Below are 22,720 nucleotides of genomic sequence, written 5' to 3' on the forward strand. Positions count from 1 at the left end.
CCCACGATGACCAAAGCGACACGTCTACGCCGCGCAATGGCCGAGAAGGGGCTGGTCCATGTCATGGCGACCCACAGTCCGTTGTCGGCGATCCTCGCCGAGCAAGCCGGGTTCGACGGATTATGGGCATCAGGCTTCGAGCTATCGGCGCTTTATGGCCTTCCCGACATGAGCCTAATCTCGATGACCCAACATCTCGATATGCTTCGGGCCGTTGCCGGCAGAACCTCCTTGCCGATCGTCGCCGACGTCGACACCGGATACGGCAACGCGATCAACGTCATTCACACGGTCCGGGAATATGAGCGATCCGGCTCAAGCGCGATCGTCATTGAAGACAAGTCGTTCCCAAAGGTGACGAGCCTCGCGGTCGACGGCCATCACAACCTAGTGCGTGTCGAAGAATTCCAGGGCAAGATCGAAGCCGCCCTGGCGACGCGATCGGATCCTGACTTCCTGGTCATTGCACGCACAGAGGCGCTGATCGCCGGACTGGGTGAGGATGAAGCGTTGGCGCGTGCCCACGCCTATGAGCAGGCTGGTGCCGACATGATCCTTATCCACTCGAAGAGGAAAGATCCCGGCGAGATCGAGAGCTTCTCAAAAGCGTGGAACGGCGCCGCCCCGTTGGTCATTGTGCCAAACGCCTACCCTGAGCTCAATGCGGCTGACATACGTGTGCTGGGAAACATCCGCATGATAATCTATGGAAATTACGCGATCCGCGCCGCTGCCACCGCAATGAAAGAAACCTTTCTGCGCGTCATAGCGGATGGCGGCGTCCAGCAAGTCCATCGCGACTTGCTGCCCGTAGAAGATGTTTTTCACTTGCAAGGAATGGAAAGCGTTCGTTCCGATGAGCGTCGCTACCTACGCTAGCCTGGCCGCGCCGCGACGACAGAGATCTCGACCAACGTGCCGGCCGACAGCGTCGCTCCGATACACATGCGCTGCGGCCAATGTCCGGGATTGTCCCCAACCCAGCTCAGCCATTCGATATCGAAAGCCTTCTTGTCATCCAGGTTTGCCAGGAAGACCGTAACGGACAGCAAATTCCGACGGTCTGTGCCCAGTTCGCCCAACACCCGGTCTATCTTTGCGAAAGCTGCTGCGACCTGACCTTTGAGGTCGAGACTCTTGTCGTCGGAAGTCGCAACCGCCCAAACGAGATTGCCGAAGCCCGAACCGGAACTCCTGCCTGCGGCAACACCCTTCGATCGATCGATGATCAGCGCTTCACTCATCTGATTGGCTCCTGCTGGCATAGGTTCGAACTGCATCTCCGAATATCGTATCGCCAGCAACGAGCCGGTGTCCAACCAGTCTTTGGACGACACGCGTTCACCGATATCAAACTTGCCGGCTTGCCTGAGGATCCATGCGGAACGACTTGCAGGAGCCTTGAGCCAACACGTCTCCCTGGGAAGCGGTTCCAATTGGTGAGTGTGCTTTCGATAACCCGCCGATTTACACGCTTCACTGCGCTGTTCTCACACGATCCCTGCTGACCCCTTTCAATTTTCAGGAACGATCACTTTACTTGAGAGGCGTTGAACGATGGGAGGCAGAGCATGGCGAACGCATCTGGCGAGTTCACGCTGCAGCGGACCATCCGACGCCAACAGTTGCGGGAGATAGTCCCGCTAGCCGATAGCACCATCTATGAAATGGAGCGGCGTGGAGAATTTCCGCGACGCTTCGCCTTAACTCCAAGATGCGTGGTCTGGGATCTTGGCGAAATTCAAGCGTGGCTCGCGGCGCGGCGCGCAAAGCCCATTCTCAAAGCGCTCTGTCCAGACGTGAGGCAGCGGAGAATCCGTCCTGTCAAAGGTCAGGATCGAGTTGCAGGATCCACTTCGAAGGCGAAATGAACGCCAGATCAGTTTTCCGCGGCATAATTCCATCGACCATCAAGCGAATGCCCTCGGCATCACCGGGATCTTGCCAACGTCCAAGCTCGGCAAAAGCACCGTCGTCCGCTCCATCCAAACGGACCAGGCATCCTGACGTTCGCCATGGAACACCCGATGGGTCAAAGCGATGGGTCAAGCTCAAGCAGCGTCGTGGCGGGGGGCGCGAGTATCGGACCGCGTTTCTTCCCCTCAACCCAGGCATCGACGATATCTGCCCATTCCTGCAACATATGGCGGCGTTGAACCTCATATTCCGCCTTGTTGTAAACTCCGCGGGATGACCGTCCATCCTCATGGGCGAGGCACTTCTCGATCCAATCACTGTTGAAGCCGAGCTCATTCAAGAGGGTAGAACCGGTGCGCCTCAGGTCGTGAACCGTAAACGGTTCCAGAGGTAGTCCGTTCTTCTTGGCATGCTCGACTACAGAATAAGTCACTCTGTTGAAGGTCGCTCGCGACATCGGCGCGTCAGCATCGTATCGCGACGGCAAAAGATATCTCGAATTCCCCGCGCAGGTCTTAAGGGCGATCAGAATGTCCATGACTTGGCGCGAGAGATAGACATTGTGAGGCCTCGAACGCTTCATCCGCTCTTTTGGAATGGTCCAGACCGCATTCTCGAAATCCACCTCCTCCCACACCGCATCCTGAAGTTCGCTTTTCCGGACCATTGTCAGAAGGTAGAGCTTCATACCTAGCCGAATGGTCGGCAGAGTAGGAACGTGTTCGAGTTGCTTGAGCGTGATACGAATTTCGGCCGGCGATAGGGCGCGATCCCTCGGCACGAACGTCGCGATCGCGGCGGGTCCAACCTCATCCGCTGGGTTGGGCACCTTCTCTCCATGCAGGATCGCGAAGCCGTAGATCTGCTTCAGGATATCCCGCACGTGGATTGCAGTGGCTGGAGCGCCGCGCTCGACGATCTTGGCGCAGTGCGCTCGCAGGTCGTCTGGCGTGATTTCCGCAAGCAGGCGATTGCGCCACACGGGGAGGAGCTCACGTTCGAATATGGCGCGGCGCATGGCTCTGGTGCTGTCCGCCATCGAAGCATTCATCAACCATTTCTCGCCGAACTCGCCGAAGCTCTTGGCCTCTTTCAGGCGGTGTTTCTCGCGCTGCTTCTCGATTGCTGGTGAACGTCCCTCTCTGACCGCCCGCCGTGCATCCAGGCACAACTCGCGCGCCCGCGCGAGAGTGATACCATCACGCCCATACTTGCCGAGATAGACCGTCTCGCGTCGGCCATTCATCCGGTAGTCCAGCCGGAAAGATATGGCTCCAGACGGCATGACGCGGACATACATGCCGTCGCGATCGGCGACCTTGTAAATTTTTTCGCTTGGTTTCAGGGCCTTAATTGCGGCATCCGTCAGCATTGCCGTGCCACCTCCGAAAAGTACCGTCATGCGGTTTTTGGGGGCCAGTGCTGAAAAAATGCGCGTGTTCGCAATGGCTTAGGCCAAAATAAGTACCGTCACCGGCCTCATTTCCCGTGACGGTACTTTCAAAATCGGCAGCAATCAATATAGGCAAGGGCCGTCAGCTGTGACGGTACATGCGAACTATGCCCACCGATAGGTATCGATAGGCACAATCGACAAAACTATTATATTTCAGTGCGTTAAATCGAACTCCGGCGTAAAATCGGCGGCTTCCGGATAGGCCTGAATCATTCCCATTCGATGGTTCCCGGCGGCTTGCTGGTCACGTCGTAGACGACGCGATTGATGCCGCGCACTTCGTTGATGATACGGGTCGCGGCGCGGCCGAGGAATTCCATGTCATAGTGGTAGAAGTCGGCCGTCATGCCGTCGACAGAGGTTACGGCGCGCAGCGCGCAGACGAATTCGTAGGTACGGCCATCGCCCATCACGCCCACCGTCTGCACCGGCAACAGCACGGCGAAGGCCTGCCAGATGGCGTCGTAGAGGCCTGCCTTGCGGATCTCGTCCAGATAGATCGCGTCGGCCTCGCGCAGGATCTCCAGTTTTTCACGGGTAATGCCGCCCGGACAACGAATGGCCAACCCTGGCCCTGGGAACGGATGGCGGCCGATGAAGCTTTCCGGCAAGCCTAGCTCCTTGCCCAGGATGCGCACTTCGTCCTTGAACAGCTCGCGCAGCGGCTCGACAAGTTGCATCTTCATGCGATCCGGCAGGCCGCCGACATTGTGGTGCGACTTGATGGTGGACGAGGTGGCACCCGTGAAGGACACGCTCTCGATGACGTCGGGATAAAGCGTGCCCTGGGCAAGGAAATCGGCACCACCCAGCTTCTTCGCCTCTTCCTCGAACACTTCGATGAACAGGCGGCCGATGGTCTTGCGTTTCTTTTCCGGGTCGGACTCGCCTTCCAGCGCCGAGATGAAACGGTCGGATGCGTCGACCAGGATCAGAGGCAGATTGTAATGCTCGCGGAACATGGCGACGACGTCGGCCGCCTCGTTTTTTCGCATCAGGCCGTGGTCGACCAGGATACAGGTCAGCTGGTCGCCAACCGCCTCATGGATCAGCAGAGCGGCGACGGAAGAATCGACGCCGCCCGACAGTGCGCAGATGACCTTACCCTTGCCGACCTGCTTGCGGATCGCCTCGACGGCATGTTCGCGATAGGCCTTCATGGTCCAGTCGCCGGTAAGGCCGGCGATCTTGTTGACGAAGTTGCGCAACAGCTTGGCGCCGTCGGGCGTGTGCACGACTTCGGGATGGAATTGCACGGCATAGAATTTGCGCCCTTCGTCGGCGATCGCCGCGAAGGGAGCACCGGTCGATGTGCCGACAACCTTGAAGCCCGGCGGTAGCGCGGTGACGCGGTCGCCATGGCTCATCCACACCTGATGGCGGGTACCCTTGGCCCAGACGCCGTCAAACAGCGCGCATTCCTGCTCAACCTCTAGGAAGGCGCGGCCGAACTCGCGATGATGGCCGCTTTCCACCTTGCCGCCGAGCTGGGCGCACATGGTCTGTTCGCCATAGCAGATGCCGAGTACCGGAATGCCGGCGGAAAAGACCGCGTCCGGCGCGCGCGGGCTGCCGATATCGACGGTGGAATGCGGGCTGCCCGAGAGGATGACCGCCTTGGGGCGGATGCGTTTGAAGGCCTCGTCGGCCGACTGGAACGGCACGATTTCGCAATAGATGCCGGCTTCGCGCACGCGCCTGGCGATCAGCTGCGTGACCTGGCTGCCGAAGTCGATGATGAGAACGGTGTCGGGATGTGTCGTCATGGCGAGCCTTTAAAGAAAGAAGCAGTCCGGCGCAATGGGGTGCCGCGTCGCAGCCCAGTCGCGACGACCAGGCAAACCAGACCGCCTCGATCTAAAGAGTGTTCGAGCGGAGCGCGGTCTCCAGAAGCCTCACCGCATCGGCCAGCTTCTCGTCGATGACGTGAAGGTATTCGGTCCAGTCGCCGACATTCTTGAGTTCGGCGGCACCGTCCGAAATGCCGCGCAATGCTATCAGCGGAACGCCGAACAACTGGCAGGCGCGCAGGCAGGCAAAGGTCTCCATGTCGGCCATGTCCTCGGCGATCGCGTCATAGGCCGCGCCCGAGACGATGTTTGCGCCGGTCGACAGCGAGGCGCCGGCAATTCCCGGAATTTGATGCGGCAATTGCAAAACAGCCGGCAGATCCAGGAACGGCGTGATGCCCTTCGGAAAGCCGAGCGCCGAGGCGTCCATGTCGCGATAGGCGACCGAAGTTGCCTGGTAGATGCCGGTCTGCTCCAGCCGGCGCGAACCGGCCGAGCCAAGCGAGACGACAAAATCCGGCAACATCGCTTCCGCCTTCAATCGGGCGAGTTCGGCACCAAGACGGACACCGGCCTCGACCGGTCCGACACCGGTCATGTACGGCGTGAACAGACGCTTGAGATGCGGGCCATATTCGGCATCGGCAGCCATGACGAACAGGACACGCCGACCACCGAGCTTGACGGACAAGTCTGCGGATTTCTCGCTCAAGACGTTTCACCACCCTCAAGGCCAAAGAGGCCGCGACCTCGCAACGCCCCGTGTCAGTAACCTCTCGTCGTGTCAGCGGCACGACGAATTCGCTTCGGGAATCGGCTGCTCACCCTTCGATCCCCTCGCGCCCAGTCACCGTCATCATGGTGCCGGTCATGGTGGCGATCAGCCTGGCCTCGCCGTCGGCGGCGAAGGCATAGGCCTGGCCGTCTGCCACGATGATGGTGCGACCGGGCTTGGTGACGGAACCGCGAAACAGGAACCGTTCGCCCTTGCCAGGCGCCAGCAGATTCACCTTGAACTCGATGGTCAGCACGCCCGAGTTTTCCGGCATCAGCGAATAGGCCGCATAACCGCAGGCCGAATCCAACGCCGTCGAGATCACGCCGGCATGGAGGAAGCCGTGCTGCTGGGTGAGAGCCGCCGAATAAGGCATCTCGATCTCGATGATGCCGGGTGTCACCAGCGTCAGTTCGGCGCCGATGGTGGCCATGGCCTGCTGGCGCGCGAAGGAGGTCCTGACGCGCTCTTCATAATTCGGGGCGGGGACGATCTTGGCGCTCATGACAACAGCCCTGGAGACCGAAGGAATTCGGCATAGCCGGCTTATCGCAGAGGCCAGGCTCCCAGGCAATGGTTGTGCTGCATCGCAGCAAACCGATGAATGGTCAACCTGCCTTGCGCAGCGCGCAGAAATAGAAGCCGTCCGTGCCGCTCAATGCCGGCGACAGCGAGATGCCGCCCCCTACGGCAATGCGGGCCGACGCGGCATGCCCTGGGAAGCGAGACTGCCAAAGCACCGTGTGATCGATCGGCGCGAATGTGTTGTCGCGACCCAGGAAGTTCGTGACCTGCTCGTCATTCTCCTCGGGAAAGACCGAGCAGGTGACATAGACCAGCAGCCCACCCGGCTTCACGAAGGCCTTCGCGGTATCGAGGATGGCCGACTGCTCAGCCTTGCGCGCGTCGAGCTGGCGGCGCGTCAGCCGCCATTTGGCATCCGGCCGCCGCCGCCAGGTGCCGCTGCCGGTGCAGGGCGCATCGATCAACACGATGTCCATGTGGCCGGTCAGAGGCGCCAGTTCCTGCTCGCGAGCGACCACCTGAACGTTGCGGTTGTCGGAACGGCGGATGCGGTCGAAGATCGGTGCCAGCCGCTGCTTTTCGGCATCATGCGCGAAAATCTGCCCCTTGTTCTCCATCGCCGCCGACAGCGCCAACGATTTGCCGCCGGCGCCGGCGCAATAGTCGAGCACCTGCATGCCCGGCTTGGCGTCGGTCAGCTCGGCCGCGATCTGCGAGCCTTCGTCCTGCACCTCGAACCAGCCCTTCTGGAAAGCCGGCTCTGCCTGGACGTTCGGATGCCGGCCGTCGCCAGCAATCGGTGCGATGCGGATGCCTTCGGTGGCGAGATGCGCCGGTTCGGCACCTGTTTCGGCGAGCTCGGCCAGAACCTTGGCGCGCTCGGCCTTCAGCGTGTTCACCCTGAGATCGAGCGGTGGTCGCGCGGCAAGTGCCGCCCCCTCCTCCACCCAGGCCTCGCCGAAGGCTGTCTCGAGCAGCGGCACGCTCCAATCAGGACAATCGGCTCTCACCTCGCCCGGGGCATCAGCCAGCCTGCGCGCGGCGATGGTCTCAAGCTCGGCGTCGCTCAGCAGCGAAGGCGCGAACTTGTCACCCTCAAGCGCGGCATTGAGCGATTGCGCGGTCTGTCCCCATTCCAGCAGCAGCGCGCCGAAACCGGTGGCGCGCGGCGTGTCGTCGCCCAGCAGCCAGCCGGCGCTGCGCCTGCGGCGCAGGGCGTCGTAAACGATGTTGCCGATGGCCGCGCGGTCGCCGCCGCCGGCGAAGCGGTGCGACAGGCCCCAGTCCCGCAAGGCATCCGCCGCCGGGCGATGCCTGCGGCCAATATCCTCCAGCACTTCTATGGCTGCCGCCAGCCGCCCGCCCAGTCGCATTCGTCCTGCCGCAAATGATTGATTTCAACCCTGCTGTAACCGGCGCAACCCGAATGCACAAGCCGGCGAACTGGCGCAACCGGCGACGCTTTTCAACGCATCGACTTGGACATAGGCTTTCGCTTGCGATTCGCGGCTCTTGTCCACGGTTGGCAAGGGCCATTCGAGGAGGGGACTATGAAATCTTACTTGGCTGAAGTTCTGGGTACATTTCTGTTGGTGTTTATCGGCACGGCCTCGGTCGTGACCGGTGGTTTCGGTGGCGCGCTGCCGCTCGGGCAGGAAGGCATTGGACTGGCTTTCGGCATCGGCCTCATCGCCGCGGCCTATGCGATCGGACCAATCTCGGGCGCGCATCTCAACCCGGCGGTGACGCTTGGCGTATTCCTCGCTGGCCGCATGCCGGCAAAAGACGTGATCCCCTATTGGATTGCCCAGATCATCGGCGCCATCATCGCTTCGCTGGCGCTGTGGCTCATCGTTTCGGGACAAGTCGGCGGCCATACCGGCGGCTTCGGCGCCAACGGATGGGACGAGACGAAATGGGGCATCCGCTCGGCATTCCTTTGGGAGCTTATCGGAACCTTCACCTTCGTGACGGTCATTCTAGGGGTCACCAGCGGCAAGCACACGACGGCCTTCGCCGGCCTAGTCATCGGCCTGACGCTGGCGGGTCTGCATTTCGCCATCATCCCGGTGACGGGAACCTCGCTCAACCCAGCGCGCTCGATCGGCCCGGCGCTGTTCACCGGCGGCGCGGCTATCAGCCAGCTCTGGCTGTTCATCGTCGCTCCGCTGATCGGCGGCGCCATTGCTGGTATCGTCGCCAAGACCGGAATGTTCGAGAAAGACTGAAAGCAGGGCAAGCACGGCGCCTAACGGGCGCCGTCGCCAACTTTCCAAAAACAAAACAGGCGCGGAGCGATCCGCGCCTGTTCTTTTTTGTATAGCCGGCTCAGACGAGGTCGAAGCGGTCGGCGTTCATCACCTTGTTCCAGGCCGCCACGAAATCCTTCACGAACGTCCCCTTCGCGTCGGCGCTGCCGTAGACTTCGGCGAGCGCGCGCAACTGCGCGTGCGAACCGAAGATCAGGTCGACGCGCGTGCCCGTCCACCGGGCCTCGCCGGTGCCGCGGTCGCGCCCCTCGAACACGCCGTCCGTGGCAGAGGGCCGCCACTCGGTACGCATGTCGAGCAGGTTGACAAAGAAGTCATTGCTCAGCGTCTCCGGCCGTTCGGTGAACACGCCATGCGTGGACTGCCCGACATTGGCGCCGAGGACACGCAGGCCGCCGAGCAGCACGGTCATCTCCGGAGCCGTCAGGTTCAACAGCTGCGCCTTATCGACCAGCAGCGTCTCCGCCGAGAGGCGGTGAGCGCCCCGGCTGTAGTTGCGGAAACCATCGGCGACCGGTTCGAGCGGCGCGAAGGAGTGGACGTCGGTTTCATCCTGCGATGCGTCCATGCGGCCGGGCGTGAACGGCACAGTGACCGCCTGGCCCGCATCCTTGGCCGCCTTCTCGACCGCGGCGGCACCGCCGAGCACGATCAGGTCGGCGAGCGACACTTTCTTGCCGCCGGACTGCGCGGCATTGAACTCCGCCTGGATCGCTTCCAGCTTCTGCAGCACCGCGTTCAGTTCGCTCGGCTGATTGACCGCCCAGTCCTTCTGCGGCGCAAGCCGGATGCGTGCACCGTTGGCGCCACCGCGCTTGTCGGAGCCGCGGAAGGTCGAGGCCGATGCCCAAGCGGTCGACACCAGCTGCGACACCGACAGGCCGGACGCCAGGAGTTTGGCCTTTAGCGCGGCGATATCAGCTTCGTCGACCAGCGCATGATCGACCGCCGGGATCGGATCCTGCCAGGCCAGCACTTCCTTCGGCACGAGCCGGCCGAGATAACGGGCGCGGGGACCCATGTCGCGGTGCGTCAGCTTGTACCAGGCGCGTGCGAAGGCATCGGCGAACGCGTCCGGATCCTCGTAGAAGCGCCGCGAGATCTTCTCGTAGGCCGGGTCGAAACGCAGCGCGAGGTCGGTGGTCAGCATCGACGGTGCGTGGCGCTTCCCCTTGTCGTGCGCGTCCGGCACGGTGCCGGCGCCCATGCCATGCTTCGGCGTCCACTGGTGTGCGCCGGCCGGGCTCTTGGTCAGTTCCCACTCGTAGCCGAACAGGTTCCAGAAGAAGTTGTTGGTCCATTTGGTCGGCGTCGTCGTCCAGATGACTTCCAGGCCGCTGCCGATGGCGTCGCCACCCTTGCCGGTGCCGAAAGCGTTGGCCCAGCCCAGACCCTGCTGCTCGATGCCGGCGGCTTCCGGCTCCGGTCCAACCAGCTTCGCATCGCCGGCGCCGTGCGTCTTGCCGAAGGTGTGGCCGCCGGCGATCAGCGCGACGGTCTCCTCGTCATTCATCGCCATGCGCGCGAAGGTTTCGCGGATGTCCCGCGCTGCGGCCAGCGGGTCCGGCTTGCCGTTCGGCCCTTCCGGATTCACATAGATCAGGCCCATCTGCACGGCGCCGAGCGGGTTCTGCAAGTCGCGATCGCCGGAGTAACGCTCGTCGGCGAGCCAGGCGCCTTCGGGACCCCAGTAGAGCTCTTCCGGTTCCCAGACGTCGGCCCGGCCACCGGCGAAACCGAAGGTCTTGAAGCCCATAGATTCCAGCGCAACGTTACCGGCCAGGATCAAAAGGTCGGCCCAGGAGAGCTTGCGACCGTATTTCTGCTTGATCGGCCAAAGCAGCCGGCGCGCCTTGTCGAGGTTGACGTTGTCCGGCCATGAATTCAGCGGGGCAAAACGCTGCTGCCCGGCGCCGGCGCCGCCACGGCCATCGCCGATGCGGTAGGTGCCGGCGCTGTGCCAGGCCATGCGGATGAACAGCGGTCCATAGTGGCCGAAGTCGGCCGGCCACCAATCCTGCGAATCCGTCATCAGGGCCTTCACATCCGCAATGACTGCATCGAGGTCGAGGCTCTCGAATTCCTTGGCGTAGTCGAACGTCTCACCCATCGGGTCGGACAGGTTGGAATGCCGATGCAGGATCTGGATGTCCAACTGGTTCGGCCACCAGTCGTTGTTCTTCGGTCCATGGCCGCTGAACGGGCATTTGCCTGCGCTTTTGTCGTCGGTCTTCGCGTCCATTTCTTTCTCCAATCGTGAATTTCAAACGAGGCCAGGCCACAAGCCCTTTCGCGGGGCGCACGGCAGATTTCGATCTGGAGAGAGGCTGACGATGGCTGCCTCCCTCGAACTGGGTGGGTTGCCGAAGAGCTGCCGCGAGGCGCCCGCCGAATTGTGGAACGCAGGCAACCTAAGTGCTTCATTCTATAAAAGCAAATTGCCTTTTGTGTTTTTTCCGATAGGTTTTTCTTATGATAAAACTCACTCTGCGGCAGATGCAGTATTTCGAGACACTGGTCCAGACGCTGCATTTCGGGCGTGCCGCCGTCCTGTGCGGCATCAGCCAGCCGGCGCTTTCCGCGCAGATTGCCGACATGGAGGAAAAGCTCGGCTGCAAACTCTTCGACCGCTCCGGCCGCAACGCCATCCTGACGCCGGAAGCGCTTACGCTGTTGCCGCTGATCGCGCGGGCACTGGCGGCCACGCGCGACGTGGAAGAAGCTGCCATGGCGGGGCGCAAGGCGCTGGAAGGCCGCTTCCGGCTCGGCATCATCCCGACGGTGGCGCCCTATCTCCTGCCTTCGGTACTTCCGCAACTGCGGCAGCGCTATCCCGACCTGCGGCTCGAACTGCGCGAGGCGGTAACCGACACGCTGGCCGAGGAAACCGCGCTGGGCAGCCTCGACGCTTTCATCGCGGCGCTGCCGCTCGACCAGCCAGGGTTGACGGCCGAGGCGCTATTCGAGGACCGCTTCTTCCTGGCGGTACCGCGCGCGGAGCCCGATCTGGTGGCGCCGCCGGTACCGCCAGAGAGCCCGGTGCTGGAACGGCTGATGCTGCTGGAAGAAGGCCATTGCCTGCGCGATCAAGCGCTGCAACTGTGCGGCAGCGTGCGCCCCACCGCCATGGCCAACTATGGCGCAACCAGCCTGACCACGCTTCTGCAGATGGTCGGACATGGCTTCGGCGTGACACTGGTGCCGGAGATGGCGGTGGCGCCGACCGCAGCGCTGCCCGATCTTCGCGTCGTGCCCTTCACCGAGCCTATGCCGTCACGCACCGTAGCGCTGGCCTGGCGCCGCAACGGGCACCGCCAGGCGGAATGCAAGGCCTTGGCCCAAGTGCTGAAAAGCGTGCGCGAAGAACCAACGCATGTCCACCAAGTCAGCAGCTCATCTCAGGTCGCCGTCTCATAAAGCGCATCCAGATTTTGGCTGAAGCGAGTTTGACACCATGATCATGGTGCGCCGGCACGACGCCTGCCCCGGAAAGTTTCACGGCTACGCCTGACGCGCCGAAGCGCCTACACTTCAACGATTTCGCTGATCTGCACTATGGGCGCGATGTCTGTATAGTTGGCGACGTCCGCGGCGATCTCCGTGCGGTGGGGACCGAGCGCCTGTTGGAATACCCCCAGGCTCGGCGAGTAGACGTGACACACCGCGACAAACTTCGGCTCGCTTCCAGGTTCGCGACCCGCAAGGCCCTTGTCGATCTCGTAGCGCAGGCAGGCATCGCCGAGCCGTTCCCGCAGCAGCGGCATGTGGGTGGTGCGGTAGTAGTCGTGATCGAACTTCGAGCCGCCATCGGCCGGATAGTAGACGCTCATCTTGATCATGGTCAGGCTCCTGCATGAACGCCGCTCCGAGCGTCCGAGGGGGGCTTTCTAGCTCACGGACTCGCAAAGCGCATCCGGATTTTGGCTGAAGCGAGTTTGACGGGAGCGAGGTGGTTTTCGCTGTGCTTTTCGAAGCGGATTGCGGCACCGATAGAGGAAAGCGCTGAACGGCGGACGACGTCAGTCTATGAGTGCGTGACCTCGACATGGCCGCGCCGCGACAACCGCGGCTTCCCGTCAAATGACCGCTATCGCATCAACCTCTATGAGGTAGCCCGGAGACATGATCGCCACCCCCACGATCACATTCGCCGGCTTGTGATTTCCGAACAACGAAATCTGCGCCTCCTCGATGATCGGAACATGTACATCGCGGTTGTAGTCGACGATATAGATCGTGATCTTGCCGACCTGCTCAGGCCGTGCGCCCGCGGCCCGGAGCGCCCGGCCGAGATTGTCGAATGTCAGGCGAGCCTGCGCCGCAAAATCACCATGCCCCACGAGCTTGCCGTCTCTGCTCTCGGGCTGCTGGCCTGAGACGAACACCATCCTGGTCCCGGTTGCGATGACAACCTGCGTGTACATCTCGGGAACAGGCAGATCATCCGGATTGATGAGTTCGAGCGACATCAGCAACCTCCTGTTTCTTCCGACTGAAACTAGAGCGTTTCCGTTTTTCACTGAACCGCGGAAACGCTCTAACTCTTTGTTTTTACGCAATTCCAGACAGAAGACCGCTACGCACTTTTCCTGGAATTGCTCTAGGCGACAACGCCTTCCTTAGCGCCCGCCCTCAGCAGCATGCCGAACAGGTCGCGCGGCTCGTCGGGATCGGCCAGCAGGTCGAGCTCCTCATAGAGGCCGGTCGCCTGCAATTGGTCGCGCACATAACGCAGCGCCGAGAAATCCTCGGTGGCGAAACCGACGGAATCGAACAGCGTGATCTGCTTGTCACTGGAGCGACCGGCGACCTTGCCGGCCATCACCTGCCACAGCTCTATCACGGGATGGTCAGGGTCCAATTGCTGGATTTCGCCCTCGATGCGGGTCTGCGGCGGGAACTCCACGAAGATGTCGGAGCGCAGCAGGATATCACGATGCAGCTCCGTCTTGCCGGGGCAATCGCCGCCGACGGCGTTGATGTGCACGCCGGAGCCGACCATGTTGTCGGTCAGGATCGTCGCATACTGCTTGTCGGCGGTCACCGTGGTGATGACCTCGGCGCCTTCCACCGCTTCCTGGCCCGAGGAACAGATGGTGATGCCGAAACCCATGCCGGCAAGGTTCTTGGCGCAGCGGCGCGAGGCCGACGGATCGATGTCGTAGAGACGCAGCCTGTCGATACCGGTGATCGCCTTGAAGGCGATGGCCTGGAATTCCGACTGCGCGCCATTGCCGATGATGGCCATGGTGCGGGCGCCATTCGGCGCCAGATATTTGGCCGCGACCGCCGAGGTGGCGGCGGTGCGCAACGCGGTCAGGATGGTCATTTCGGTGAGCAGCATCGGATAGCCCGAGCCGACATCGGCCAGCACGCCGAAAGCGGTCACCGTCTGCAGGCCCTCACGCGTATTCTTCGGGTGGCCGTTGACGTATTTGAAGCCATAGAGCCTGCCGTCGCTGGTCGGCATCAGCTCGATGACGCCGTCATGGCTGTGCGAGGCAATACGCGGCGTCTTGTCGAACAGCTCCCAGCGACGAAAATCCTCTTCGATGTAGGCGGCTAGCTCGGTGAGAAACCGCTCGACGCCGATGGCCAGCACCAGCTTCATCATGGAATCGACGCTGACAAAGGGAACGATGTTGAGCTTGGCTGCGGTCGTCATCAGAAGCTCCTCGTCGGACGGTCCATGATGCGACGGCCCATCAGGCTCGCCGTCAGGTCGACCATCAAGGTGGCGGTACGGCCGCGTTCATCGAGGAAGGGATTGAGTTCGACGAGATCGAGGCTGGTGACCAGTCCGCTGTCGGACAACATCTCCATCACCAGATGCGCCTCACGCAAGGTAGCGCCGCCGGGCACCGTGGTGCCGACAGCCGGCGCGATCGACGGATCGAGGAAATCGACGTCGAGGCTGACATGCAGAAGGCCGTTTTCGGCAGCGACACGCGCGAGGAAGGCGCGCAGGAGCGGCGCGATACCGTGCTCGTCGATGGCGCGCATGTCGTGTACCGTCACGCCGGCCTCGTTGAGCGCCTGGCGCTCAGCCGCATCGACGCTGCGCAGGCCGAGCGTGCAGATACGCGTGGGCTCCACCCGCACGGTCAGATCCGGGAAGACGCCGGTAAAGCCAGGCAGGCCGCAGGCATAGGCAAGCGGCACGCCGTGCAGATTGCCGCTGGCGGTGGTGTCGAGCGTGTGGAAATCGGGATGCGCGTCGAGCCACAGGACAAAGAGAGGCCGGCCGGTCTCAGCGGCACGGCGGGCGATACCGGACAGCGTGCCGGCGGAGATGGCATGATCGCCGCCAAGGAAGATCGGCATCGCGTCCTTGCTGGCCTGATAGGCAGCCTCGGCAATCGCTGCCGTCCAGGCAACGATCTCCGGCAGCGCCTTCAACGCGGGATTGCGGTGAGTGATCGGCTGGGTCGCGGTAGGCTGCACCGTCCCCAGGTCTTCGACCTCATGGCCAAGCTCGATCAACGCCGGGATCAGTCCGGCCGTACGCAATGCGCTTGGCCCCATCTCGCATCCCAGAACTCCGGCGCCATCCTGCTCCGGCGCACCCAATATCCTGCAACGCATGATGTTCCTTCCCTGTTTAGATCTTTTGCGGCAATTGAAGCGCAAACGACTGGCGGAATGAACAATCTGAATTGGCAAATATTGCCCAATGCCTTATCATTTCGGCAGTATCGATTACCAATATGGTCAAACATGGATGCGCTGGACGAAAGACTGGTGACGCTGCTGCGCCATGACGGCCGCCGCTCCATCTCCGACCTTGCCGTCGATCTCGGCGTGTCTCGCGCCACCGTTCGCGCCCGCATCGAACGGCTGGAGCGCCAGGGCGAAATCCTCGGCTACACCGTCATCCTGCGGGCGGATGCGCTGGAACAGCGCGTGCGCGGCATCATGATGATCGAGGTGGAAGGCCATGCCGCCGACCGCGTGGTGCGGGCTCTCGGCGGCTTCCCGGAAATCTCGGCGGTGCACACCACCAACGGCCGCTGGGACCTGGTCGTGGAGCTCAACACCGAAACGCTGACGCAGCTCGACGCGGTGCTGCGCAAGGTGCGGCTCATTCCAGCCATCACCGGTTCCGAAACGACGCTGCTGCTGGCCACCCCGCGCTCGACGCGGGCACGGCTGTAAGCTCGATTGCGATCAGGACTTGAGGCCCAGTTCCTCGACCATGGCGTCGCGCATGATGAACTTCTGCGCCTTGCCGGTCACGGTCATCGGCAGGCTGTCCTTGAAGCGGATGTAACGCGGTACCTTGTAGTGCGAGATCTGCCCGGCGCAGAAGGCCTTCACATCCTCCTCGCTCATGGTCTCACCCGGCTTCACCACGATCCAGGCGGCGATCTCCTCGCCATATTTGGCATCCGGCACGCCGAAGACCTGCACCTCCTTCACCTTGGGATGCCGGTAAAGGAACTCCTCGACCTCGCGTGGATAGACGTTCTCGCCGCCGCGAATGACCAAATCCTTCACGCGCCCGACGATGTTGCAGAACCCCTCCTCGTCGATGGTGGCAAGGTCGCCGGTATGCATCCAGCCGTCCGGGTCGATCGCCTCTGCGGTCTTTTCCGGGTCTTCCCAATAACCCTTCATCACCGAATAGCCGCGCGTGCACAGTTCGCCGCGCTCGCCGACCGGCACCGTGCCGCCTTCGGCATCCACCACCTTGACCTCGACATGGGGATGGATGCGGCCGACCGTCGAAACACGCTTCTCCAACGGGTCGTCGACGCCGCTCTGGAAGGAAACCGGGCTCGTCTCGGTCATGCCGTAGGCGATCGTCACCTCCGACATATGCATGAGCGCGATGACCTTCTTCATCACCTCGATCGGACAGGGCGAACCGGCCATGATGCCGGTGCGCAGCGACGACAGGTCGAAGCTCTTGAAATCCGGATGGTCGAGCATGGCGACGAACATGGTCGGCACGCCGTAGAGGCCGGTGCAGCGTTCGTCGGATATTGCTTTCAGCGTCACGCCGGGATCGAAACCCTCGCCCGGGAACACCATGGTCGCGCCCTTCGACACACAGCCCATCGACCCCATCGACATGCCGAAGCAGTGGTAGAAGGGCACGGGAATGCAGAGCCGGTCATTCGCGGTCAGCCGGATGGCGGCGGTGACGAAATTGCCGTTGTTGATGATGTTGGCATGGGTGAGTGTAGCGCCCTTCGGCGCGCCTGTGGTGCCGGACGTGAACTGGATGTTGATGGCATCGTCGGGCGTCAGCGTCGCACTGATACGATCCAGCGCCGCCCGGTCGGCACCGGCGCCCATCGCCAGAACGTCGCCGAAGTTGAACATGCCGGGCGATGTCTCCTCACCCATGCGGATGACGATCTCAAGCGCCGGCAGTTTCGCCGCCGCCAGCTTGCCTGGCACGGCGACATCGATCTCGGGCGCCAGCGTCCGGATCATGCCGAGATAGTCCGAGGTCTTGAACTGCGCGGCCGTGACCAGAGCCCTGCAACCGACCCTGTTCAGCGCATATTCGAGTTCGGCCAGCCGGTAGGCCGGGTTGATGTTGACGAGGACAAGCCCGATGCGCGCGGTGGCGAACTGCGTGACCAGCCATTCCCAGCGGTTGGGCGACCAGATGCCGACACGCTCGCCCTTTCCCAGACCGAGTTTCGCCAGACCGGCGGCGAATGTGTCGACCGTCTGCGCCAGCTCATCCCAGGAAAAGCGCTTGCCCTGGCTCGGAAAAACAGCGGCATCGCGCGGACCATGAGCCCGCACCGTATCGCCCAGCAATTGCGGGATGGTCTTGTCGAGCAACGGCACGAGGCGTTCGCCCGACACATGCGAAAGCCCGTCTCGGGGCGCGATGAACACAGCACCGGCCTGCGCGGCGCGATCGAATGTCGGGCGCGTGCCTTTCAGTTCGTCGGGATTGATCGCCATGGCCACCTCCTGCGCTAGCCGGCAGAGGCTATCAGCCGGTCAACCGACAGAACATCCAGTCAAAAGTCTGATGGCGCAAGCGGCCGCGTGTCGCTGCTATGCGAGCGAGGCCGCGACCTTGGCGGTGATGTCGGCGACAAGGGCTGCATCGGCCGGCTTGCGTTCCTTCTTCGAGGCCACGAGGCAGGCCTGCGATTTCAGCACGATGCCGTCCGACAGGATTTTCAGATGGTTCGCCTTTAGCGTCGAGCCGGTCGTGGTGATGTCGACGATGATGTCAGCCGAGCCTGCTGCCGGCGCGCCTTCGGTGGCGCCCAGGCTCTCGACGATGCGATAGACCTGGATACCGTGCTTGGCGGTGAAGAATTGCTGCGTCAGCCGCCAGTATTTGGTGGCGATGCGCAGCCTGCGGCCATGGCGCTGGCGGAAGTCGGCGGCGACATCGTCGAGGTCGGCCATGGTGTCGACGTCCAACCAGATGTCCGGCACCGCCACGACCACATCGGCGTGGCCAAAGCCCAGCCGGGCCGCGATCTCGGCGCGCGATTGCCAGTCGGCCAGGTTCTCGCGCAAAAGGTCTTCGCCGGTGATGCCGAGGTCGACGGCGCCCTGTCCGATCTCGCCGGCGATTTCGGATGCCGACAGGAACGCCACCTCGATATCGTCGCGGCCGGCGATACGCGCGTGATATTTGCGGTCGTCCTCCGGCAGGCTGACGGCAAGCCCGGCCTTCGCCAGAACCTCAAGCGCCTGTTCCTTCAGCCGCCCCTTGGACGGGATCGCCAGCGTCACGGTCATGATGCGTCACCCCGTAGCGCCTCGATGCGGTCGAGCCAGACCGAGAAACCGACACCGGGAATCTGGCTTTTGGCGCCGAGCAGCGTCAGCAGGCGGTCGTAGCGCCCGCCGCCGGCCAATGGACGCTCGCCATCGGCGGAGGCTATTTCGAAGACGAGGCCGGTGTAATAATCCAGCGGACGACCGAAAGCGGCATCGTAGCGGACCGCTTCTGACGGCAGGCCATGGCCGGCGACCGCGTCCGCGCGGGCAGCGAACGTGTCGAGCGCGGCGCCCAGCGCCAGGCCAGCATCGGCGGCGAAGCGCTCCAGCGCCGCGGCCGCCTGCGCCAGCGGCACATGGATGGCCAGGAATGCCTTCAATGCCGCAAACGCCTCGTCGGACAAACGCACGGAACGCAGCTGCGCCTTCTCGACCAGCCGGCGCGCGATGTCCGCCGGTGTGCGGCCGGCGGAGGCCGAGAGACCGACCGTTTCCATGCCGCCGGCGATGTGCGCCATCAGCCCGTCGAGATCGGCGTCCAGCGCCAGCGTGGCGATAGGCGCCGGCAATTGGCCGTTGCGCGGCGGGTTGGCGAGATCGGCAAGCGCGGCTTCCAGCATCTCCTTCGAACCGAAAGCGCGGGCGAGCCGCATGCGCCAGCCGCGCGGCAGGCCGAGCGCGGCCAACACCGCTTCGAAGATAGCCTGATCGCCCAGCGTGACCGACAAGACGCGATCCGGCAGCGCCAGCGACAGCAAGGCATGGGCATCGGCAATGTTGCGGGCGTCGGCGGCGGCGGTGTCGGTATCGCCAAGGTCCTCGATGCCGGCCTGGAAAAATTCGTTACCGCCTTCGCGCCGCTGGCGGAAAACCTCGCCGAGATAGCCGTAGCGGCGCGGCGTGCCCGCCTGGCTGGCGATGTGGTCGAGGCAAACCGGAATGGTGAATTCGGGACGCAGGCAAAGCGTCTGGCCGGTCTCGCTTTCGGTCAGGAAGATGCGGCGGCGCAGATCCTCGCCGGCCATATCGAGGAACGGATCGGCCGGCTGCAGCACCGCCACTTCGACGAGACCGGCGCCGCGCCGTTCGAGCAGCGCAGCGACTTCGCCGGCGAAAGCTGGGGGCCGCGCGCTTCTCACGAGGACACTTTCTGCATCAGCTCGATGCGGTTGCCGAACGGATCGTAGATGTGGATGCGCACATAACCCGCCAGCGGCACATCGGTCGCCACGCGATAGCCGGCGTTTGTCACCGCCGCCTCCAACGCCTTCACATCGTCAACCAAGAAGGCAGGATGCGCCTTGCCGGCCGCATGAAAGTCGGGGTCGACGCCGAGATGCACTTTCACCGCGCCGCTTTCGAACCAGCAGCCACCACGCGCTGCGAGACTGTCGGGCTTCGCCAGCTCGATCAGGCCTAGAATGCCGGCATAGAAGGCGCGAGCGTCGGCCTCGCGCCCCCCCGGCATGGCAAGCTGGACATGATCGATGGCGAGCAGCGTCATTGGCGATCGGCTGCCTGCGCGGCCAGAATCTTCTTCACCTCGGCCACCAGATCGGCCTCCGGCACAGTCACTTGGCCCGGGCGCGCTTCCTTGTATTCGGCGTGGTCGGCGATCGCCGCCGCCTGCCGGGCGCCCTCGATCAGGTCCTTCAGCTGCACTTCGCCTGCATCGCGCTCGCTTGACCCCTGGATGACCGCGACGGGAGAGCCGCGGCGGTCGGCATATTTCAGCTGCGCCTTCATGCCGGCCCCGCCGAGATAGAGCTCGGCGCGAATGCCGGCCTGGCGCAACTGCGAGACCATCTTCTGGTAACGGCCGAGGCTTTCCGTGTCCCGGTCCATGACCAGCACGACGACGGGCTGGACGATGTCGGACATGTCGAGCTTGCCGAGGTTCTTCAGCGCCGTCATCAAGCGCGAGACGCCGATGGAGAAGCCGGTGGCCGGCACGGGCTCGCCACGGAAACGCGAGATCAGCCCATCATAACGACCGCCGCCGCCGACCGAGCCGAAGCGCACGATCTTGCCTTCGTCATTGGGGATTTCGGCGAGCAATTCGGCCTCGTAGACCGGGCCGGTGTAATATTCGAGGCCACGGACGATGGAGGGGTCGATCTTGACGCGGCCATCCTCATAGCCAGCGGCGGCAATCATCGCGCCGATATCTTGCAGTTCCTGCACGCCCTCTGCCCCACGTTCCGAGCCGGAGACCGCGGCCCGCATCTTGACCAGCGTATCGGTGAGATCGCCAGTGCTTGGTGCCGTCAGAAGCAGCACACGATCGGCCTGTGCATCATCCAACCCAGCGCCCTTGGTGAAATCGCCGCTTTCGTCGAGGCGGCCCTTGCCAAGCAAAGCGCGCACGCCGTCCGGCCCGACCTTGTCGAGCTTGTCGATGGCGCGCAGCACGATCAGACGGCGGCCGGCATTGTCATCGCCGCCGAGGCCGATGGCCTCCAGCACGCCGTCCAGCACCTTGCGGTTATTGACGCGGATGACATAGTCGCCGCGCGCAATACCCAGCGCTTCCATCACGTCGGCCATCATCATCGCCATTTCGGCATCCGCCGCCACGCCGGGCGTGCCGATCGTGTCGGCGTCGAACTGCATGAACTGGCGGAAGCGTCCCGGACCCGGCTTCTCGTTGCGGAACACCCAGCCGGAGCGGTAGCTGCGATAGGGTTTCGGCAGGCGGTCGTAATTCTCGGCGACGAAACGCGCCGTCGGCGCGGTCAGGTCGTAGCGCAGCGACAGCCACTGCTCATCGTCGTCCTGGAAGGAGAAGACGCCCTCGTTCGGGCGATCCTGGTCGGGCAGGAACTTGCCGAGCGCATCCGTATATTCGATCAGCGGCTGCTCGACCGGCTCGAAGCCATAGAGCTCGTAGACGCCGCGAATGGTCGCCATCATCTTGTCGACGGCGCGGATATCCTCGGCGCTGCGGTCGGCAAACCCGCGCGGCAGCCGCGCCTTCATCTTTTCCGGTTTGTCGGCCATGGCCTCAATGCTCGCTGTCAGTGGTGTCCGCGGACGGGAAATGCACCGCTTTCGCGGCGCGGTTGTCCTAGCCGATGCGGCATGGAGCGGCAAGAAGTTTGCCAAAACGGCAATGTCCCGTCGGCATGGCTGTCTTCAGCAGACGACGACGCTCAACCACCTGCCCCAGTTCGACCTCGTTCAGCACTCGTCAACCATTGCGGCACAAGGCGCCGAAAACGAACCAATTCGGCCATTATCGCGGCATCGTGCCGACATAATCCCCGCCGATAAGCAGCTGGAAACCAAGGATTTGCACCCGAAATGGCTACCGCGCGGAAAATCGACTTCCTGGACGAACCGACAATGACCGCGCAGGTAATCCCGTTGCGTCGTCCGGAGGCAATTGCGCCCGCGATCAGCCAGCACGCGGGGCCGTTCGAGGTTCCGGTAGAGGAGCGCAACAATTCCAGCGTCGGCGATGTTCTCGTCACCGGGCTGCTCGTCATCTATCCGGCACTCGCCACCATCACCGCGATCGTCATCGGCCTGATGCTGTCGCGCGGCTGACCCTCGCCTATTTCGGGCGCCGCAGCGCCTTTCGTTCAGCCTCGACCTCGGCGCGGCAATAACAACCCTCGATATGGTCGTTGACCATGCCCATCGCCTGCATGAAGGCGTAGACCGTGGTCGGACCGACGAAGCTCCAGCCGCGCTTCTTCAATTCCTTCGAAATGCGTGTCGAGACCGCGGTCGTCGGATTGGCGCGCACATGGACGATGTCGACCACCGCCGGCCGCTCTTCCGGCGCCGGCTCGAACTTCCAGAACCAGGCGGCCAGCGAGCCCGCCTCGTCGGCCAATGCGCGGGCGCGCTTGGCGTTGTTGATGGTGGAAACGATCTTGCCGCGGTGGCGGACGATGCCGGCATTGCCAAGCAGCCGTTCGACATCGGCATCGGTGAAACGCGCCACGCGGTCGAAGTCGAACCCGTCGAAGGCTTCGCGGAAGGCCTCGCGCTTGCGCAGTATGGTGAGCCAGGAGAGGCCCGACTGGAAACCTTCCAGGCAGATCTTCTCGAACAGCCGGCGATCTTCGGTGACGGGACGTCCCCATTCGCGGTCGTGATAGTGCTGGTAGTCCGGCAGGTTGCCATGCCAGGCACAGCGGGTCAGGCCGTCGGCCCCTTTGATCAGGCCATTGTTGTCGCTCATCGCAAATCCGTTCGTTAACGCGCTTTCGGCCTGCTTTACCGGCGCTTTACCAGATTCCTGAACCCACCGGTAACCACACCAAAAGGT

Annotated in this window: 25 protein-coding genes; 7 read left to right on the forward strand and 18 right to left on the reverse strand. The window is 63.1% G+C overall.

The annotated features are described in order from the left end of the window. Nucleotides 1-6: 6 nt before the first annotated feature. Nucleotides 7-879 carry an isocitrate lyase/phosphoenolpyruvate mutase family protein gene (locus FZF13_RS05150; RefSeq protein WP_065997724.1) on the forward strand — a complete coding sequence of 291 codons (873 nt, stop codon included), beginning with the start codon at nt 7-9 and terminating at the stop codon, nt 877-879. Here the strand turns inward: FZF13_RS05150 and FZF13_RS05155 are convergent. Beyond that, nucleotides 876-1,337, reverse strand: coding sequence for a Rid family hydrolase (locus FZF13_RS05155; RefSeq protein ID WP_246192437.1), 462 nt, complete (start codon nt 1,335-1,337; stop codon nt 876-878). The genes FZF13_RS05150 and FZF13_RS05155 overlap by 4 nt on opposite strands. A gap of 234 nt (nt 1,338-1,571) precedes the next feature. Between FZF13_RS05155 and FZF13_RS05160 the strand changes: the two genes are divergently transcribed. Continuing rightward, on the forward strand, nt 1,572-1,871 hold the full coding sequence (locus FZF13_RS05160; protein ID WP_083237725.1) for a helix-turn-helix transcriptional regulator: 300 nt from the start codon (nt 1,572-1,574) through the stop codon (nt 1,869-1,871). Here FZF13_RS05160 and FZF13_RS28825 read toward each other — a convergent pair. From FZF13_RS28825 to FZF13_RS05185, 6 genes are all read right to left on the reverse strand, one after another. Further along, nucleotides 1,825-1,989, reverse strand: coding sequence for a hypothetical protein (locus FZF13_RS28825; RefSeq protein ID WP_167523839.1), 165 nt, complete (start codon nt 1,987-1,989; stop codon nt 1,825-1,827). The two genes, FZF13_RS05160 and FZF13_RS28825, sit on opposite strands and share 47 nt — an antisense overlap. Before the next feature lie 43 nt (nt 1,990-2,032). Next, nucleotides 2,033-3,289: a tyrosine-type recombinase/integrase gene (locus tag FZF13_RS05165; protein WP_065997779.1), complete on the reverse strand. Its 1,257-nt coding sequence runs from the start codon at nt 3,287-3,289 to the stop codon at nt 2,033-2,035. A 293-nt stretch (nt 3,290-3,582) separates the two neighbouring features. Then, nucleotides 3,583-5,139: a glutamine-hydrolyzing GMP synthase gene (guaA, locus tag FZF13_RS05170; RefSeq protein ID WP_024924666.1), complete on the reverse strand. Its 1,557-nt coding sequence runs from the start codon at nt 5,137-5,139 to the stop codon at nt 3,583-3,585. A 91-nt stretch (nt 5,140-5,230) separates the two neighbouring features. Further along, the gene (locus FZF13_RS05175; protein ID WP_051504791.1) at nt 5,231-5,815 is read right to left on the reverse strand and encodes a 5'-methylthioadenosine/S-adenosylhomocysteine nucleosidase; all 585 of its coding nucleotides are present in this window, start codon (nt 5,813-5,815) and stop codon (nt 5,231-5,233) included. A 169-nt stretch (nt 5,816-5,984) separates the two neighbouring features. Further along, a complete protein-coding gene (locus FZF13_RS05180; protein WP_024924664.1) occupies nt 5,985-6,443 on the reverse strand; it encodes a PaaI family thioesterase in 459 nt (152 codons plus the stop codon). Between the two features lie 103 nt (nt 6,444-6,546). Next, nucleotides 6,547-7,836: an RsmB/NOP family class I SAM-dependent RNA methyltransferase gene (locus FZF13_RS05185; RefSeq protein ID WP_024924663.1), complete on the reverse strand. Its 1,290-nt coding sequence runs from the start codon at nt 7,834-7,836 to the stop codon at nt 6,547-6,549. Between the two features lie 177 nt (nt 7,837-8,013). On the opposite strand from FZF13_RS05185, the gene FZF13_RS05190 reads away from it, so the two are divergent. Beyond that, nucleotides 8,014-8,691 (forward strand): MIP family channel protein, encoded by a 678-nt coding sequence (locus FZF13_RS05190; protein ID WP_024924662.1) that lies wholly within the window; start codon nt 8,014-8,016, stop codon nt 8,689-8,691. Between the two features lie 100 nt (nt 8,692-8,791). Here the strand turns inward: FZF13_RS05190 and katG are convergent, their stop codons facing one another. Further along, nucleotides 8,792-10,975 (reverse strand): catalase/peroxidase HPI, encoded by a 2,184-nt coding sequence (gene katG / locus FZF13_RS05195; RefSeq protein WP_024924661.1) that lies wholly within the window; start codon nt 10,973-10,975, stop codon nt 8,792-8,794. Between the two features lie 230 nt (nt 10,976-11,205). On the opposite strand from katG, the gene FZF13_RS05200 reads away from it, so the two are divergent. Next, on the forward strand, nt 11,206-12,150 hold the full coding sequence (locus tag FZF13_RS05200; RefSeq protein WP_024924660.1) for a hydrogen peroxide-inducible genes activator: 945 nt from the start codon (nt 11,206-11,208) through the stop codon (nt 12,148-12,150). Between the two features lie 107 nt (nt 12,151-12,257). Here FZF13_RS05200 and FZF13_RS05205 read toward each other — a convergent pair whose 3' ends face one another. The 4 genes from FZF13_RS05205 to rocF form a co-directional block, all read right to left on the reverse strand. Next, nucleotides 12,258-12,572, reverse strand: coding sequence for an EthD family reductase (locus tag FZF13_RS05205; RefSeq protein ID WP_024924659.1), 315 nt, complete (start codon nt 12,570-12,572; stop codon nt 12,258-12,260). A 237-nt stretch (nt 12,573-12,809) separates the two neighbouring features. Beyond that, nucleotides 12,810-13,202 (reverse strand): RidA family protein, encoded by a 393-nt coding sequence (locus FZF13_RS05210; RefSeq protein WP_024924658.1) that lies wholly within the window; start codon nt 13,200-13,202, stop codon nt 12,810-12,812. A gap of 131 nt (nt 13,203-13,333) precedes the next feature. Continuing rightward, complete coding sequence (locus FZF13_RS05215) at nt 13,334-14,398, reverse strand: ornithine cyclodeaminase (RefSeq protein WP_024924657.1); 1,065 nt, start codon at nt 14,396-14,398, stop codon at nt 13,334-13,336. Next, nucleotides 14,398-15,318 (reverse strand): arginase, encoded by a 921-nt coding sequence (gene rocF, locus FZF13_RS05220; RefSeq protein WP_024924656.1) that lies wholly within the window; start codon nt 15,316-15,318, stop codon nt 14,398-14,400. Before rocF ends, FZF13_RS05215 begins: the two co-directional genes overlap by 1 nt. A gap of 132 nt (nt 15,319-15,450) precedes the next feature. Between rocF and FZF13_RS05225 the strand changes: the two genes are divergently transcribed. After that, nucleotides 15,451-15,888, forward strand: a complete 438-nt coding sequence (locus FZF13_RS05225) for an Lrp/AsnC family transcriptional regulator (protein ID WP_036254375.1) — start codon at nt 15,451-15,453, stop codon at nt 15,886-15,888. A gap of 12 nt (nt 15,889-15,900) precedes the next feature. Here FZF13_RS05225 and FZF13_RS05230 read toward each other — a convergent pair whose 3' ends face one another. The 5 genes from FZF13_RS05230 to hisS form a co-directional block, all read right to left on the reverse strand. Next, complete coding sequence (locus FZF13_RS05230) at nt 15,901-17,661, reverse strand: AMP-binding protein (RefSeq protein ID WP_036254372.1); 1,761 nt, start codon at nt 17,659-17,661, stop codon at nt 15,901-15,903. A 96-nt stretch (nt 17,662-17,757) separates the two neighbouring features. Then, nucleotides 17,758-18,459: an ATP phosphoribosyltransferase gene (gene hisG, locus FZF13_RS05235; protein WP_024924655.1), complete on the reverse strand. Its 702-nt coding sequence runs from the start codon at nt 18,457-18,459 to the stop codon at nt 17,758-17,760. Further along, nucleotides 18,456-19,580, reverse strand: coding sequence for an ATP phosphoribosyltransferase regulatory subunit (locus FZF13_RS05240; protein WP_024924654.1), 1,125 nt, complete (start codon nt 19,578-19,580; stop codon nt 18,456-18,458). The genes hisG and FZF13_RS05240 overlap by 4 nt, the downstream gene beginning before the upstream one ends. Beyond that, nucleotides 19,577-19,945: a VOC family protein gene (locus tag FZF13_RS05245; RefSeq protein WP_024924653.1), complete on the reverse strand. Its 369-nt coding sequence runs from the start codon at nt 19,943-19,945 to the stop codon at nt 19,577-19,579. The genes FZF13_RS05240 and FZF13_RS05245 overlap by 4 nt, the downstream gene beginning before the upstream one ends. Then, entirely contained in the window at nt 19,942-21,441 is a 1,500-nt protein-coding gene (hisS, locus tag FZF13_RS05250) for a histidine--tRNA ligase (protein ID WP_024924652.1), read from the reverse strand. The genes FZF13_RS05245 and hisS overlap by 4 nt, the downstream gene beginning before the upstream one ends. Nucleotides 21,442-21,481: 40 nt before the next feature. Between hisS and FZF13_RS05255 the strand changes: the two genes are divergently transcribed. Beyond that, nucleotides 21,482-21,790: a hypothetical protein gene (locus FZF13_RS05255; protein ID WP_137901740.1), complete on the forward strand. Its 309-nt coding sequence runs from the start codon at nt 21,482-21,484 to the stop codon at nt 21,788-21,790. Continuing rightward, entirely contained in the window at nt 21,787-21,990 is a 204-nt protein-coding gene (locus FZF13_RS05260; RefSeq protein ID WP_051504790.1) for a hypothetical protein, read from the forward strand. Before FZF13_RS05255 ends, FZF13_RS05260 begins: the two co-directional genes overlap by 4 nt. A 7-nt stretch (nt 21,991-21,997) precedes the next feature. Here the strand turns inward: FZF13_RS05260 and FZF13_RS05265 are convergent, their stop codons facing one another. Further along, nucleotides 21,998-22,633: a DNA-3-methyladenine glycosylase I gene (locus tag FZF13_RS05265; RefSeq protein ID WP_024924650.1), complete on the reverse strand. Its 636-nt coding sequence runs from the start codon at nt 22,631-22,633 to the stop codon at nt 21,998-22,000. Nucleotides 22,634-22,720 lie beyond the last annotated feature (87 nt).

It is taken from the genome of Mesorhizobium terrae (genome assembly GCF_008727715.1).
Taxonomy (GTDB): Bacteria; Pseudomonadota; Alphaproteobacteria; order Rhizobiales; family Rhizobiaceae; genus Mesorhizobium; species Mesorhizobium terrae.